This is a genomic window from Paeniglutamicibacter sp., assembly GCF_046714615.1.
GTDB lineage: Bacteria > Actinomycetota > Actinomycetes > Actinomycetales > Micrococcaceae > Paeniglutamicibacter.
The window spans coordinates 1-17048 of sequence record NZ_JBKKAP010000122.1; the positions used below are offsets into that span (position 1 = coordinate 1).

Below are 17048 nucleotides of genomic sequence, written 5' to 3' on the forward strand. Positions count from 1 at the left end.
CCCCCGCCCCCGAAGTGCTCCTGCCCAATGGAGGAATGACCTTGGCCCGGCTGCACCGTGATTGGGCCGGAGGAGTGAGGTTGAAAGTCTCTGTCACCACGCATCCTCGTTGGTCCCTCCACTCGTCCCCGGCTGATTCACCCTAGGCGAAGGCTCCCGCGGCCACGATGCGCCGATGCCGAACCATTGCGTGGGGGGCATCGGCAGGCATCGGAGGCCGGATAGGTTGTTACGGGGACGGCCTGATCATGTTGGCCCTATCTGCCCGACCCGACCTCGGCAACCGCACCGATGCGCAGGGCCGCCACCGCCGCGTCCGTCTCCTCCTGGATGAGGTCGGCGTTGACCATGGCCCCCACGCGCAGCCCGTCCGCGGCGGCCATCACCACCTGCGCCATGGGATCCCGGATGTTGCCCGCAGCCCACAGACCCGGGATCTCCGTCTTGCCCGTCTCGTCGGTGACCACGTACGTGCCGATGCCGGACGGGTGCACCGTTGCCTCAAGTCCCACGCCCGACAGGGCAGAGACCCCTGCCGCAAAGTGCGGCATGACGACCAGGGCATCAACCGCCCGATCGGCTCCGTCCCGGAAGAGCAGATGGGTCAGGTGTGTGTCGTTCCCGCGCACCGCGTTGATTTCCCGCGGCACGATTCCGATGCCGCGAGCTTCCAGCTTTTCCCGCTCCACCGGATCCAATTCCCTTTCCGGCGCTGTGAACAGGGTGACGCGATCGCTCAACTGCCTGAACATCAGGGCCTGGTGGACCGCAAAGGCGCTGTCCAGCACTGCGATGTCCCGGTCCCTGACCTCCCAGCCGTGGCAATAGGGGCAGTGCAGCGCATTCTTGCCCCAGTACGCCGCCAGCCCCGCGACCTCGGGGAGCTCGTCGCTGACGCCGGAGGCAAGGATGATGCGCCGCGAGAGGAGCTGCCGACCGTCGTCCAGCTCGATTCCGAACCCGGCGTCATCGCGGCGGGTTGCCGTCGCACGGGCGTCGCGGAATCGGACACCGTAGCCCTCCGCTTCCGCCCGGCCGAGGGCGAGCAGCTCGCGCGGCGGCAGTCCGTCGCGCGTGAGGAAGTTGTGCACGCCCGCGGCCGGGGCGTTGCGCGGTTCGCCCGCATCGATGACGACGACGCTGCGGCGCGAGCGTCCCAGAGCCTGGGCCGCTGCCAGTCCCGCCGCTCCCCCGCCAATGATGGCCACATCACATGCATCCGGTGTCGTTTTCATGGTTCATGCTCCTTGGTCTTGTTTCACAGGCGATTGCCCGTGCACCACCATCATCTGGCCATGTTCCAAACTATGGCAATCTTTTTTGCTGATGTGGCAAACTGGGGCCATGGAACAGGAATTGGAAAGCACCCTCGCACAAGTTGGCCCCCGTCTGCGCAGCTTGCGGACCAGCAGCAACTCCACCTTGCAAGAGCTCTCCGCGCGAACCGGAATATCAGTGAGCACCCTCTCGCGCCTGGAATCCGGCCAGCGCCGACCCACCCTGGAGCAACTTCTGCCACTGGCTCGCGCGCACGGCGTTCCCCTGGACGATTTGGTGGGAGCCCCTGCAACCGGGGACCCGCGCATCCACATCAGGCCAATTGCCCGGCATGGCATGACAATCCTGCCCCTGAGCCGCGGGTCGGGCGGCGGACTGCAGGCGTTCAAGCACGTGATTCCGGGCGGCAAGCCGGTTGCCGACCCCGAGCTGGCGACCCACGAAGGTTACGAATGGCTCTACGTCCTCAAGGGGAACCTGAGGCTGCGGCTCGGGGACCACGACTTGGTATTGCCTGCCGGCGAGGCAGCCGAATTCGATACTCACACCCCGCACTGGTTTGGCCTGGCTGACACGCAGGGCGTGGAGTTCCTCAGCCTTTTCGGCCCGCAGGGCGAACGCATGCATGTCCGTGCGCGGCCGGCCAAGAAAAATGCTGCCGTTTCCTAGACCGCCCGGCCCGGGCGGCCATGCGGCCCCACGGTACACATCGGACGGGAAATGACTTCCATCAATTACCCCCGACGAGGCCGCCTGAGCCGTTAGTGTGGTCTCAAACCGGCCGGCGATCAGCGGGGCGCTTCACGGGGCGCACTCCACCGGGGTCCAACCCCGGCAGGTTTCCGATGGACAGCAGGGAATTCAACACCTTTAACCAGCTGAAAGGCGGACACGATGAGCGGTGACGAGCGTCGGCGGCAGCTCGGGGACAACGATGCCCCGGTGGAAGAGGAAATCGAGGAAACCTTCGACCGAATAGTCGAGGAGGGCGCCCAACGCCTGGCAAGGTCATGGACAACGGTGTTGGTCACCGGGACGTTTGGCGGTATGGAAGTCGGCATAGGCGTCATGGCCTATCTGGCGGTGCTGCACGAGACCCACAACCACCTGTTGGCAGGGCTTGCCTTCGGCATTGGGCTCATAGCCCTGCTGCTTGCCAAGAGCGAGCTGTTCACCGAGGGTTTCCTGGTGCCAATCGCGGCGGTGGCCTCCAAGGAGGCCAGCCTCGGACAGCTCGCCAAGCTTTGGGGCGGAACGCTGCTGATGAACCTCATCGGCGGCTGGGCCTTCATGTGGATCGTGGTGCAGGCGTTCCCCCAATGGACGCCCGAACTGGAAACCGCTGCCCGGCATTTCGTGGAGGCCGGGTTCAGCTGGCAGTCGGTATGTCTGGCGGTGTTGGGCGGAAGCACTATCACGCTGATGACACGCATGCAGCAGGGCGCTGACTCGGACGTGGCAAAAATGGCGGTGGCCGTGGCCTGTGGCTTCCTGCTCGCCGGGCTGCAGCTGTTCCACTCCATCCTGGATTCACTGCTGATTTTCGGGGCCATCCATGCCGGTGTCCAGGTGGATTACCTGGATTGGCTGGGTTGGTTTGGCTACACGTTGCTGTTCAATATTCTTGGTGGCCTGCTGCTGGTCACCTCGCTTCGATTGCTGCGCAACAAGGAGCTGATTCGCGAGCGCCGGGACGACGCCCCCGAGGATCCGGATGCCGCGCGGTGATCGATCCAAGGGCCAGGATTGAGCGGTTTCCAAAAGTTAGTCTTCCGGGAGCCGCTTTCCGCATGTCCATGCGGTGGCGTCGCGCCTCGCGGGCAAGTCTTGGGTCACTGAGTTCTTGCCTTCCCCGTCCAAGGGCATCGCCCGCGGGCATTCGAGGTGTTACTCCACCGCGCGAATCCTGCTTCGTTCATTGGCTGCCACTGGCCGTGAGCCCATACTGTCCACATGGAAAAAGACACTCTCGCATCATTCCAAGAACTTCTCGATCGGTGGGCCGAAGCCATCGTGGCAAACGATGCAACTCGGATCGGGTCCTTTGCCGAACCGGACTGGACCATGCTCACTCCCGAAGGCCGTCCTGGAAAACGGGCAGGGTTCCTCTCCGCTGTCGAGTCAGGAAATCTCACGCATTCAGAGATGGTCTTCGAAGTCCTCGAGGCAAGGGTCTACGGCGACGTGGCCGTGGTGTTGGCCCATGGCACCAACAAAGGCATGTGGCAAGGTCGCCATTCGTTGCAGATGAGTGGGTGACGGAAACCTTCGTTCGCCGGTCTTCCGGCTGGCTTTGCGCATTTTCGGCGCTGACACCGAACTACGCCGCGGCGGCAGCTGGGTCGGGGATGAACTAGCAGTCGAGCGCATTCGCGCACCCGTTGCAAACCAGAATGGCGCCGACCCGCGAGCAGCGGGGCAAAGACAAGGGCGCCAGCTTCCCGTTTGTGAGAATCCAAGCTACTTGGCAAGTTTCCATCTACTTGTCGCCCCAATTCACGGGGATCTTGCCGCGCGAGCATCCTCCGAATTTTCCAAACTAGTTGGCATCTTTTCTGGAACAACGGTGATGAACGGCGCGACTCCCCGCTGCCGCGTTCCACCCTGGAGAAGCTCTCATGCTTCGGCTTCCACCTGCCACAGCGGGCCACCGTGCACCTGGACGCCGGCTACGACAGCGGCAAGACCCGCACCCCGCCCACCAAACTCGGGTGCGAAGGGGTGAACGGCGCCAAGGGCGAAACGCTCCAGGCCGGCCCGCTGGGTGGTTGAGTGGACCAACGCCTGGCACACCCGAGGCTTCAAGAAGCTGCTGGTCTGCACCGAACGCAAAGCCCTGATCATCAACGCCATGATCGCACCTCGCCAACAGCGTCATCATCCTCAGGCGCCTCACCCACGAGGCCTGGCACACCCACCGCTGGGGCACCAGGCCTAAGCGCAAGCCCTGACGGTCAGGGCCTATTGGCAGATTTTCTTAGTCTTTTTCGCCATAAGGCCACTGCGGCTCAACATACTCGTAGTCCGGCGAGTCGCCCATTGAGGTGTCTGCGTGCTCGAGAAACCAGTCTTCAATTGATTCGGCCACGACATTCCTTTCCACAAAGATGCCTAAGAACTAACCACGGCCAAAGTCCGTTCGCATGAGCCGCTCGGAGAGAATAACTAGAAAAATCCGTCTATGGGGAAGCTAACACTTCCCCGTTGTCGTAGGCAAGAGTCATAGCTCCGGTCCCTACAGAACCTCACTCGACTTTCGACGACGATCAGAGCGGTGAGACTCAACTCACGATTCCTCCGGTGCCTACGATCGTCTAAGTAACCAACCGAAACCAGTACACCCTGAACCGTCCGGGAAATCATGCCACCCATATAGCGGCGGCATGACTTCCCGGATGGTTCAGTATGCGAGCAACGAACTACTTGAATTCCTAGTCGTCGTCTTCCTCGTCATCGCGGGCTAGCGCGAGCATGGTATCTCTGACTTGCTCTGAGGCCTCAACGTATAGATCTCGAAGAGCAGCGTCCTCACAATCCGCAGCGGCCTTTGTAGCCAGTTGAAATGCATGCTCAAGTTCATCCGATTCTCCGTTAATGAACCCGAATGACGAGATCCTCATGGCCGACGAAATTTTATCCTGCACGGACTCGATGTCTCCGGTGGCCTTAGCCTGGGCGATAAATGAGGCGACTAGCGTCGGGCGCCTCAAGGGCCAAATCGGCAGTTCGTTTAGACAGTCCAGGACACCCGAAATTTTCGTTCCGGGCATAGTATCTAATGCGACTTCGATCTCATGCTGCTGGTCATGAGTAATTCCATCATGTACAACTAAGGCAACGACCCTAGCCAAACCTGCAACTTCGAGTTCGTCTTGATCAAAGTCGTCGATTTTCTCAAGTAGCCAGGCAACAAGCATTACGGCCTCGCGGTCATAGACAGCAGCAAGGCCATCAAACGTTGAAGTAATATGATCTGGTGTCGTGAAAGTCCTCAATAGTGCGTCAAGAACGAGCCTTGGATGCCGGTCCGCTATGCCAGTCATAATACTTTGAACCGCGTAAGCGTTTATATTCGATTTCTCAATCAGGGACAAAACGGCAACGGCTTCGCTATCACCGAGGCTCAGCCCCCATCCGATCCCGTCATATTCAGAAGCCCTATTCATTAGCTCAGCCAAAACGATTTTGGTAGCTCCTGCTTCCAGGAGTCTTCTAGCCGTATCGACTGGATTGCGCCTAAGTAGCCTATGGCTACCGGCGACAAAGCGAGCTGCAACGTCCGGATCATCGTCTTTGCAGCCAATGGAGTGTATTTCCTCGAACGAAATTCCTAGATCGGTCCATCCATACTGTTCGAAGGCTTTAGCCACTTCGGCTCTAATCCTTGTTCGGTACGTGGAGAGATTTTCCAGCCACGAATGTAACGATTTTTCATCTAGTGCGGCCCACGCGTTGAGGACAATGGGCATGATCTCGTCAAGCGGTCCGTCGACTCTGCCTAGAATGTTAGATACCATTTCCGGAACGAGCGTCGGATAGACCGAAACTATCTCGGACGCAAGTGGCTGCAAACCTGAAACATAGCCATCTCTAGGATTCACGTTGAGAATTTCCACGCAACACTCCTCGATCGTATCGAGTGCGGTAGAAACTGTGGAGTTTTCGAATAGGCTGCGGGTAACCTGGGCTCTCCGGCTGTCGATCTCAAAGTCTCGGCGAGCGATTTTTGCCAAGCCTTCCTCCATCTCGTCCTCGAATGGCAGAAGCTCCTTGGCGTTCTTGGAATCCTGGCTGTCACTGAATTCCTCGAAGGTTTGCATCAATTTCCCGCGGAGGGAAAAGAACATGGTGTATCTATTCAACAAACTTTCTGCCAGGTCATCTTCCAAGATTTCGTCAATGTTGGAGATTAGGTTCCAAGCAGCCCACTTTGCCTCGATGGATTTTGAGTAGCTGGCCGTCCATTCAACTTCATGTCGGATGCATCGTCTGACTACAGCGCTTCTTGTTTCAGCCGAGATCTTAGCTAGGCCCGCGAGCGTAACCAGCTTTTCTGGTTCCCAGCCTTGCAGTGTCTCTTCGCTGGGCAGCCGACCGAATGACCCTCGTGGGTCTGACAAGGAGCTTCCGAGGATTTCGATGGATATGCCAATCCTGCGCAAATCTCGACCCAAGGATTCACGAATCAGTAGATCCCTTGCCTGTGCTCGCGCTGGCCTATGAGCCAAAGCGTCGATAAAGTAAGGTCGAATGGCAATGTTTCTTGGGCTTTCAAGGACGTACCGTTGTCCGTCTTTCCTGAACAATGGGCGCAGCGCGAACAGTGGCGTGGTCCTATCCTCTGGGTGAGAATCCTGGCTGAGCCACTTATCTACGCAACCTACTATCCGCTCCGGAAATGAAGCATCCGCTAGTTCACCGAAATTGACAATAACTTCTCCAACAACATTCTCCGGATGGTCATTGTGTTGGTTCGGCAGTCGAGGATCCACCCGACTCAGTCTCCATAACGCATCCATAACCGGCTCCAATAGGTCGGGCGCGTTGACGGCGCAGGATGCATAGGGTTTAGCAAGCTCGTACGCTACGGTTTCTGCGGAAGGTTGTGCACTTCCGAAAGCTTCTAACCAAGCACTGTCATCGCGGACAAACCCAAATTGCTTCGAGGCATTCTCGCTTGCGGCTGGAACCAACGAACCAGCAAGGAGTGCATGTATTTGATCAAGGAAGGCGAAGAGTGCGTGGGGCTGCGTATAGCTGAGCGGCACCAGATCCTTTATTGCGTTACGGAGACCTGCAGGTGAGGCGTGGTTGAGTTCGTCTCGAATGTCTCTCCAAATTGGAGCAATAATAGAGGGCCCATTTTGGCTGCGGAGCCGCCAGTCCAATTCGGCCAGGGTTTCAACGAGTCGAATGCCATGGCTGGCAGAGAAATGTTCCCAAAGTTCGTCAGCAAAACCGGTAGCGTCCCCGCCGATGGCACTCTCACGCTCGAGTATTTGATCTGCCAGAATATCGGGGACAATCCTTGTCTTGTCACTTCTACTCACAAGGACGCCCCGCTCATGCAGCGCGTTTCTCAACCTCAAAAATTCTTGATTCCGCAACCCACAAAAACTAGAGATCAGTTCGACTGATTGCTGACTATTCGCATCAACAGGTCCGATCGCTGCGTAGACTGCCAGAAAGCGTCGGACCGTTTCGCTTTGAAAACCATCAATGTTCCCGGCCAATACGGTTTGATATTTGTTCATAACCTCTTGGCGGAGACCTGGGGCAAACGCCAACGGACCGTCAAGCTCACCACGTCGAATCATGTTTAGAGCGAGTACCGCGATGAGCGGACTGTCTCTTGCTTCCTTAGTAAAGTGAGTGATTGCAGAGTAAGAGAGTCCGAGGCCGTCGGCCAAACTGATGACCAATCTCCGCGTCTCCGCTGCGCTAAGTTCCCCAACATCAATCTGTTCGACTTGCTGTGTCCTGATTCCAAAGCGCGCAATTTCTGCCCGGATCAAGTCTCGACCAGTATTTCGGGATCCTAAGATCAATTTCGTTCCAGGAGTACTTCGTAAGTACTGAAATAGCGGCCCCAGCGCCGACGGATCTCGATGCGCGTCATCGATTACCAAGATCGATGGCGTATGCGGTAGCTCCTGAAGCGCCTGTTGATCGATTTGACGCCCCAGCGACAGACAAAGGACAGGAATTTGAGGCTTGGCCTCGCTAAAGGTACTTAGTGCTTCAGCTAGCAAACGAGACTTTCCGCGACCCCCAGGACCAGTCACCAGGGTCACCAGTGTTGATTCGTTAGCAGGGTCCAGAGCGTCGGACAACGCCGAAAGCTCGGTGGTACGGCCGATAAGTGGCCCACAGTCATTCAACAAACTCAGCGGATCTAACCTAGTTGACCGGAACGCGGAGATTGTTAGAAAAGCATCTTCGCCGGGAACTTTGAGAAGTTGCTTTCTCATCGCTGTTCCCCAGGTATCGTCGAGCACCTGACGTTTCCTATGCAATGGCAAATCGTCCAACAGCCGTCCCAAACCTCGACGGTCTATCAGCTCCCAATTCTCATGCTTTGCCATCTCGAGCCGAGCGTTACGTGAAGCTTCACCCGAATAGACTAGGTAATATTCGTCGGCCTCGAAGGTGCATTCTCCAACAAACTTTTTAACTTGGGCTGCAGTCAAATTGTCGTATCGTTTGCACTGCCAAGCAGAGGAGCTACCGTCACTCCATTCGCCTTCGAAGTCGATGCCGTCTTGTTTGTCTCCCTTGCGCCCCCACCGATCAACGCGACTTACGTGACGCAAGTCTCCTACGCAGGCACGATGTGCACTTAACAGGCGTTCCGTAAAATCTTCAAACTCATCGGGCGACAATGAGGGCGTTGGCAACAATGTGGGATCTTTGCCGGGAGTTGACTCTGTGGAGTTGTTTAGCGCTGCCAATGTGACCCTATCTTCTTTCGTACCAGCTCTAGCCCGTGGCCTCTTCGAGGGGCACCACCGTACGATCAACACCTAATGACGTCGCGCAAGGTTTCCCTTAGGTTACCAAGCAGTTCAGGCTCTAACCGTTATGTGTGTTTCGTTCTCGTGTCTTCACACTGTGACGAGACCATGAACCGGGAATCATGCCTGCGGTTTATGGGCGGCATAATCCACGGGATGCTTCACTACGGCCACCAGCTTGAGCACAGCCACCAGGTACTGCGCACCATTGGAGGGAGGAATCCTCTGCCCCCTACTGATTTGCCGGCAGATATCCAACTGTCTTCAGAGCTTTTACGACTTGGGCATTTGCTGTAATCACGTGACCGTGCTCGAGACTCTTTAGCTTGACGTCTGAATCATGAATTCGGTCAAGGTAGAAAGTTGACCATGTCTTGCACTCGGTGCAACGTTCTCTGGTCAGGAAAGGCCGGATTCTGTGCCACCTATCAAGTGCGTCAACAATTGCGCTCGTCAAGTTTTTGAGACAGCTTGATTGATTTTCTTCTTACGCCGCAATCGGCGTGGGCTGGTTCCGGTATTCGGCCAGGGCTCTTGCCGGCGGCAGACCTTGGTTGTTGCTGTGCGGCCGGCGACTGTTGTACCAAGACTCGATTTATTCCATCACTGCCGTCCGTGCCGACAAGTGGTTCGGAAAGTCGTAGTGGTGATACATCTCGGTCTTGAGGTGGGAAAAGAAGTTTTCGACCACGGAATTGTCCCAGCAAACACCGGTCAATCCCATGGACTGGGTGACCTTGTTCCCGGCGCACCATTTCTGGAAATCGCCCGAGGTGTATCGAGATCCCCTGTCTGAGTGGAAAATGACCCCGTCGGGATGCAGCCGCCCGTGGGTCCGGGCCATGGCCATCGCGTCAATGATCAACGGCGTGTGCATGTTTGAGGCCATGGACCAGCCGACCACCATGCGCGTGGCCAAATCGATCACCGTGGCCAAATACAGCCACCCGGAGCCGGTCTTGAGGTAGTGATGTCACCCACCAGCCGGGTCCCGGGAACCACGGCGGTGAAATCGCGTTTTCCGTGCTCGTCGAGCATGTGGTTCCTGATGTGTTCGGTCCGCGCTTCCGGATCGTTCACCGCGGTTTTCTTCCAGGCCCGCATGCGCCGGGATTTCAGCCCGTACTCGTTCATGATGCACCCCACGGTCCCCGCCGCGATCTTGATGCCCTGGCCCTTGAGGATCTTGGTCAACTGGTCTCGCCCGGCCATCTGGTCGTTGTTCTCGAATTCCTTTGGACGGCCACGCTGAGCTCCGCGTGCCGGGATGCGGTCGGTGTGAGTCCGGCCGGGCGCGCCCAACGGTAATACGAGGCCCGGGAAACCCCGAGCCTCCGGCACATCCACGCGATCGCGAAGTTGGCCTTCTGTTGCCACATGAAAGCGAAGTAGTCCGCCACGGATGCTTCGCGGCAAAGAAGGCGCTGGCGTTTCCCAGGAATTCGTTTTCCTTCTTCAACGCGGTGTTCTCGGCCTGCAGGGCCTTGTACTTGGCCCACTCCACCGGGCCCGGCTCGTCAGTCCAGGCGTCCGGGTGCTCGGCCTTCCCCGTCCTCATCCAATTGCCCAGGGTCCCTTCCTTGATACCCAAATCCGAGGAAACAACGAGGTCAAGGGCCCCGGCCTTGAACTCTTCGGTGAAACTACGACGACCTGACATGAAACAAATTCTCCTAGACCCTGTATCAGATCACCATACGGGCGCAGGGCTCCGGCAACAATCGCTCGGACCGACCGCTGACGCTATATAGTTTTGTTCCGTCGGGCGTGCCAGAATCGCGCGCAACAGGGCGTTCCGAATGAGCGTACCAACGAGCGGAAGTAAAGGGGCGGACACAACGCGATGAGTCTCGGTCCTACCCACCACGGCTACTTCTACCAGGACCTAATCACCGCAGTCGCCCTAGTCGACCTCGTCCTCGGCGTCGCGGAGACCATCACCGTCGACACTAAGGGGTTCGATGCAGATCGGTTTGACGACATCAATATCACATACGCGGATAAGACCCGGTGCCGCCTGCAAATCAAGCACACAACTACAGACCGTCAGCTCTCGAAAGAGACGTTCACTCAAGACGGCAGAAACCTTAAGCTCAATAAGATCCTCGACTCCCTCTTAGAGGACCTAACGACGTCCCCAGCCACCACATACCGAATCGTCGTCCGAGACCAAGAACCCGACGACTCTCTCGCAGTCGTATTGTTGCCCTTTGACCCGTCCGACCGGCCTGCCGACCCGCTCCCGGGCATCACAACGGCGAAGTACCGGTTCGATCCCGCCGCGCTGCGCGCCAGCAAGCCTTGGGCCGAACTGGTCAAGCATCTCAGCGACAACGACCTCCGTCGCGCTTGCAGCTGCCTCATCGTCGACACGGGTGCGCCGTCCTCAACCATTAGCTTCGCTGACCCGGGCACTGCCGAACGCGCCCTCCTCCGGCGCGTCATCGAAGATCTTGGGGCAGGACGCACGCCTAATGCTGACATCACTCCCGAATTCGCGGCACACGCACTCGTTCAAGCAGCAACATCTGCGCGAGTAGTCGAGACCGGTGTCGTCCGACGAGACCTCATCGAGCCGCGACTGGGGCTGCGCGTCGATTTCGGAGCCGTCACCGCAGGACACCCCATCGAGACTGAAGTCGCCGTTGCTCGCGTCGGAGCAACGACAGAGGTCAGCAAACACATCGACAGCACAGTGACCGGTGGAGGACGAGTAGTCGTTGTAGGCGAGCCAGGCGTCGGGAAATCGTGGCTGTGCGAAGAGCTTACAAATCGCTACCGAGACAACGCCTGGACAGTCGCACGCCACCACTGCTGGCTCGGCTCAAGCGACGACCACCTACAGGATCGAGTCTTGACCGAAGTCGTCATCGGTAGTCTCCTCGACCAGCTTGGACAAGCGGTCCCCGAAGCAACCAAAAACCTGCGCCCCAAGTTCGCGACGAGCACGGAAGCACTCGAATCGGCACTCGAGAACTGCCGCGAAATCCACCCTGACAAACCAGTCCTCCTCGTCGTCGACGGCCTCGACCACGTCGACCGAGTCGTCGGACGCAGCACCAACCAGCAGAAAGACCCATCACGTCTTCTGGTCGAGGAGCTTGCCGCCCTCAACCTCCCCGCTGGCGTCTGTCTACTCGTCGCAAGCCAGCCCGGAACCCACCTCCAGCCAGCTGTCCCCGCATCCGGGCCAGTCCAGATGCTGCCGATGTCTCGGGAGGAGATCCAGGCGCTCACCGCCAAGCATGGCCTGCTTGAATCGCCTGACGGCAGCAGACCCGTCGAGTCGTCTGACGAGGACACCATCGTCACATTGGTCCACGAGCGTTCCAACGGCAACGCGCTCTACGCGACCTACCTGTGTAGGCTCGCACTTGGCGCATCACCTCTTGACGATACCCCGGCGCCGCTCACAGTCAACGAACTCATCCATCGTCTAGAACTGGTCCCCGACACGGCTCCAACGGTCGAGGCGTACTACGACTACCTGCGCGACGCGATGACCCTTGACCAACGATTCGCCACCGATACGCTCGCGCTGTGCGACTTCTCGCTCACCCCTGACGAACTGGCGGAGCTTCTCGGCTCACCCATCAAAGCCATTGTTATTCCCGCCCTCCAGACGCTGGCCCCAGTCCTCAACACCCAGAAGGGGCTCGGCGGGCTGCGCCTCCACCATGAGAGCTTCTCGCGGCATATCCTCCGCAACATCGACCACGAGATCGCGACCTCCATCCGACAGAGCATCGCGAGGTGGCTCGAAGGTCGCGGCTTCCTTATCGACTCCCGAGCCTTCCGTCACCTCCCCGACCTTCTCGCGAACCTCGGCGAGTACGACCAGCTCAAGGCGCTGGTCGGTCCACACTTCGTGGCAGACGGAATCCGGCAGTTCCACTCCCCAGAAGCGCTTCAACGAGCCCTCTGCGTTATCTCACGCAATGCCGAATCGCGCCTCGACTGGCCGACCCTAGTCACTTGCATCGAAGTCCGCAAAGCCATCGACACGTACCAGAACGACGCCCTCGCCGACACGGTAACCGACTATGCCGACGTAATCGTGAACATCCTCGGTGCCGAGATCGTTGCGGAACGCCTTGTTTACAACGGGCGTGCCACGTTCCCTCCGCGATGGGGCCTCCGCATCAGCGACGCTGTCGACCGAGCCGGCGCTGCCGCACCCTGGAAGGCGTACATCGAAGGGTGGGAGACACAGCGCAAGACCGAAGGGAGCAGCTACTCCTCCGACCGCGACGGAACCCTCCAACTGGCCGCCCAACGCGGAGCGCTTCGACTCCGCACCCAACGACAAGACGTCGGCCCTTCCCTCATTCCCAAAGTCGCCGAGTACCTAGAGGGCGAGCACGACGCGTCCTTGTCCGATCTCGTAGAAACGTTTACGGCAGGACTGCCCTCGGACTACATGCCCCAAGTCGCTGCAGCCATGACCGACCCGGCCAACGCCGCCGAGACTTACTTGACCCTCGCCGACCTCGCCGCAAATGGTATCATCGGGCTCCCCGGCCCGCATGACCTAGCGTGCCAAGCATGGGAATTGGATCCGACGCTCGACACCATCGGGTACCTCTTCCATGGTGTCGCACCACAGGATGTCCTTGCGGGACTTGGAATTGCGGATCTCGAAGCAGAACTGAATGCCGTCACGGACACCATTCTTGAAGCGAGGACCGCCGACGAACCGTTAGTCAGCAGGTGGCACGCTCTCCTCACACTCGCGCAGGCCATCGACCCAGCCCTTGTGCTCAGGGCCGGCGCAAAGTTGTCCGGCGTCGGGTTCTACCGGGCATGGCTCCGCTACACAGTCACGACTATGGGAATCGCAGAGGATGTCCGAGCCGGCACCTCAACACCCCAAGCCGCATCAACCGTGGTTGTCGTCGCACTTGCTGAGCTCGTCGCCGAGGCCAAGCCTTTCATCGGCAAGCCGCGAGCATGCGATCTGTACTTCATTCATCCCCTGATCCACCAGGTGATCGAGAATTCCCTCACCGTCGTGAGAGAAACAGATCTTGATACCGTCCTCGACCACCTCATTGCCATAGCCGATGGCACAACAACGACCACTAATCTCGGTCTCGGCGAGAACGGTCCGCTGACCACCAATGATCTACTCTCGATCCTCGGACGAGTCTCCCACCACATCGGCATCGGTGCCGTCCATGCCCTCCTCGCCGTCGTCCGTGAACGTCGCAACGACGACCACACCGGATACAGCCAGCAAGCTGCATTCGAACTTGAGATCGCCCGCATCTGCATCGCAGCAGGAGCAACCGACGAAGCACGCGAGTGCTGGAACCGGGCTGCCAATTTGCTCTCAAGCTACGGCGGCCATAAAGACCCCACGCTCTCCGAGATCGTCGCAAGCATCGAAGACATCGAAGACCCGACGGAGGCACGAGCCCGACTGGCCAAACTCGTCGACCTGGTCTACCTCGTACGGCAGCACACCGACGGCCGTGATACATCGCACTACGTAACTCAATGGTGGGAGATCGCCGCATCTGTCGACCCAGTTGCTGCAGCATGCGACGCCGCTGACCTCTATCTCGACACCATCGGATTCGAAGACGCCCGAGCAGAAGCAGCGCAGACACGCCTGCTGCAGAACCACAGCGCGACAGCAGACCCGGCCGTCCTCGCCGCACTGCGGCTCACCACGAGCATCGCCTGGCGATCGCCTACGGTCGATCTGGAAATCCTCAGCCGCCTGGCACCTGAGCGAGGGACTAGCCAACCCGGCGACACGATGCTCAGCGTCCTCGTTAACAACATCGCTGCGTCGTACGACAACCAGCCGATGCAATACTCGCGCAACCAGTCCAAAGACGCCGTAGACCAGGCGCTCGTCCAAGCTGTGATGGATCTAGGTGGCCCCGAGTTTGACCTTCGAGCAGCGAGGCCAGACCGGGAAGACCAAGGCTCGTTCCTCCCGGCGGAACAGGCGCCAGATCCACACGCACTCTTCAAGCGCCTCACTGCAGCTCAACGTCCCGAGGCGCCCGAAGGACGCGCAGGCGCGATCAGCATCGCCCACGCAATCGACAAGGATCGCTACCAAGACGAGCCCGCCACATGGGACATCGACGCAGCCACCAATGCAATTGGCTTCCGCATTCTCGAAACGACACTGGCCGAAGGGGCCCCCGCCGGAATTGCCCTCATCGACGACATCGCCCGCGAGATTTCCACGTTCTCCCGAAACGACATCTTCGCCGACCTTGGACAGGGTCTTGCCGCCTACGCTTACGGCGACACAGCGGTCGTCGAGGTCGCCAGCTACTGCCTCGTCACCGCATACCAGCGCATCCGAGGCGGCGGAGGCTGGCGACAGTTCGCCGGCCGGGAACGCCGAGCACTATGGGAGCAGGCCCATAAGCTTGCCCCCGACACCGCCGAACGCGCCCTCGCCGCAGCGGTCACCAACCGTGTCGCCGCCGCATCCTACGGTTCATACGGAAGCAGCCAAGGCATCATCACAGCATTCGCCGTGCAGCCCACGACCAGCCCCGGAGGCACCGCCTCCGACTGCTGGGACGCGGCCTTCGACATCATCAGTCACCGTCTCCCCGGGAGTGCCGAAACAGGCACGCACGTCTACCACCCCACGCCAGTGCCCGACTCGACCGACGACCTCAACGTTGCTATCGCAACACTGGCGCTAGCAACCATCTGCCATGCCGCGCGGGAATCGATCCGACTCGCCTTGGTCGCTACCCAGTTCCTCCTCGCCGTCCGTCCGAAGGTTGCCCAAAGTGCGCTCTCATACATACTCCGCAAAAATCTGGACGCAGGTCGTAGCACGTGGCTACTCGAAACTGTGCGCGTGAATGTATCGAAGGGGGATCTCGGAGACGACCTCGCCGCGGAACTCACCCAACTCGCGGCGAGCGACAACCTGTCCGTCCGAGCACTAGCAGGCCAAATTCTCGACACCCACGGACGCCCCGTGCCGGAACCGCCAGCCACAATGCCGGCATTGTCCGTCAGCACCGCTTTCCAAGCCCTCGTCCGCGAGTACGAAGAAGAAGCAGAATGACCCGGAACATCCCCCGAGGGCAGGTCGAGGGGCTTGTCCGCCTATTCCTGAACGATCGCCTCGCGGACGCCAACGATCCCCCCGGCGTGCGCGAAGCCGTGATCCAAAATCTGGTCGACCGAGTCGAAACCATCGAACAGCGCTCCAGCGAACAGATCGGCCAGCTCCGCTCGCCATCGTCGCAAAGTATCCCCGATGCCTACTTCAACGATGAAGAAGAAATAGAGAACGCCATCCAATGGGCAGCAGCTGGAATTAGTGCAGCACGTGCCCGTGTAGGCTTCCTGACAGCCGATGCCCGGAGGTTTGAAGCCGGGTACGCTTTCTCGCTTGCCCCTTCGGCCAGATGGGCACTCCTCGAAGAATCGTCGCGCGTTCCGCGTCCGGCAACCCGCCACCAGCTTCTGACGCGTTCCCTGACGCCCATTCCGTGGCAGGACGACGAGGACGAATGGCCGCCGCCAACCGCTGTCGAACTCGAGCGGACACGCAGCCTCACAGGACAAGATGCAGGGCCTATCCGTGTCGCAGAGAAGCCATACAGTGACTGGGTTCAAATCGGCATGTTCGAACGGCAGGCCACTTTGGCCAGCACTTACCCCAAACAGCCACGCCGACAACTACTCATCTCAACTGGCCTTGAGGTAACCGACGCGTCCATTTCGATCGATTCGATGCCCGTCGGAACCAACCCACCAAACGTCTGGCTGGCCCCGTACGACCACCTACTCCCGGGTGTTGACCCGGCTTCAGCCGCAGAAATCTTTGGGGATTTCCAAGGACCGTTGACCACGATCGCCGACTACCAAGGCCAGCGGAGCGCACCCCACCGCGACCGCGGCGTTGGACTTCACCCGTTCACTCTCGTGCCCCGACTCGAACTCGTGGCATTTCTCGACCTGCGTCCAGAGTCTCCGACAGTTCGCCACTGCCTCGTTGACGGCGAAGGACCAGCTCTGGTGGGACGCAACTGGCGCGGATTCCTCATCCATGACGGCAGCTACACCCCTCTTACGCCGGCGGTCCACGGCGGGGACCTTATAATTCGCCCAGACCTGTACGAACGCCTCGAAGACGCCCTCGACAGGAACCGCATCCAGTTCGGCATCACAGTGCGGCACTTCGAAGGTGAAGACAACGACAGGGAAGACGACTGAGGGGACTTCCCGGGACTGTCAGGTGAGAACAGGTAATGGGACTGC

7 protein-coding genes and 2 pseudogenes are annotated in these 17048 nt (G+C 59.3%); 6 read left to right on the forward strand and 3 right to left on the reverse strand.

The window, feature by feature from the left end:
• Nucleotides 1-257: 257 nt before the first annotated feature.
• Complete coding sequence (locus ACLQ7E_RS14480) at nucleotides 258-1235, reverse strand: NAD(P)/FAD-dependent oxidoreductase (RefSeq protein WP_411733281.1); 978 nt, start codon at nucleotides 1233-1235, stop codon at nucleotides 258-260.
• Between the two features lie 109 nt (nucleotides 1236-1344).
• On the opposite strand from ACLQ7E_RS14480, the gene ACLQ7E_RS14485 reads away from it, so the two are divergent.
• The 4 genes and pseudogenes from ACLQ7E_RS14485 to ACLQ7E_RS14500 all read left to right on the forward strand — a co-directional run.
• A complete protein-coding gene (locus tag ACLQ7E_RS14485; RefSeq protein WP_411733282.1) occupies nucleotides 1345-1947 on the forward strand; it encodes a helix-turn-helix domain-containing protein in 603 nt (200 codons plus the stop codon).
• 225 nt (nucleotides 1948-2172) lie between these two features.
• The gene (locus ACLQ7E_RS14490) at nucleotides 2173-3006 is read left to right on the forward strand and encodes a formate/nitrite transporter family protein (protein WP_411733283.1); all 834 of its coding nucleotides are present in this window, start codon (nucleotides 2173-2175) and stop codon (nucleotides 3004-3006) included.
• Between the two features lie 225 nt (nucleotides 3007-3231).
• Nucleotides 3232-3537: a nuclear transport factor 2 family protein gene (locus tag ACLQ7E_RS14495; RefSeq protein ID WP_411733284.1), complete on the forward strand. Its 306-nt coding sequence runs from the start codon at nucleotides 3232-3234 to the stop codon at nucleotides 3535-3537.
• 306 nt (nucleotides 3538-3843) lie between these two features.
• Nucleotides 3844-4229 (forward strand): annotated as a pseudogene (locus ACLQ7E_RS14500) (IS5/IS1182 family transposase); the annotation flags it as partial.
• A gap of 480 nt (nucleotides 4230-4709) precedes the next feature.
• Here the strand turns inward: ACLQ7E_RS14500 and ACLQ7E_RS14505 are convergent.
• Together ACLQ7E_RS14505 and ACLQ7E_RS14510 are read right to left on the reverse strand one after the other, a co-directional pair.
• Nucleotides 4710-8729 carry a restriction endonuclease gene (locus tag ACLQ7E_RS14505; RefSeq protein WP_411733285.1) on the reverse strand — a complete coding sequence of 1340 codons (4020 nt, stop codon included), beginning with the start codon at nucleotides 8727-8729 and terminating at the stop codon, nucleotides 4710-4712.
• 550 nt (nucleotides 8730-9279) lie between these two features.
• Nucleotides 9280-10452, reverse strand: a pseudogene (locus ACLQ7E_RS14510) (IS3 family transposase).
• Nucleotides 10453-10635: 183 nt separating this feature from the next.
• Between ACLQ7E_RS14510 and ACLQ7E_RS14515 the strand changes: the two are divergent.
• Nucleotides 10636-15846 carry an AAA family ATPase gene (locus ACLQ7E_RS14515; protein WP_411733286.1) on the forward strand — a complete coding sequence of 1737 codons (5211 nt, stop codon included), beginning with the start codon at nucleotides 10636-10638 and terminating at the stop codon, nucleotides 15844-15846.
• A complete protein-coding gene (locus tag ACLQ7E_RS14520) occupies nucleotides 15843-17003 on the forward strand; it encodes a hypothetical protein (protein WP_411733287.1) in 1161 nt (386 codons plus the stop codon). The genes ACLQ7E_RS14515 and ACLQ7E_RS14520 overlap by 4 nt, the downstream gene beginning before the upstream one ends.
• Nucleotides 17004-17048 lie beyond the last annotated feature (45 nt).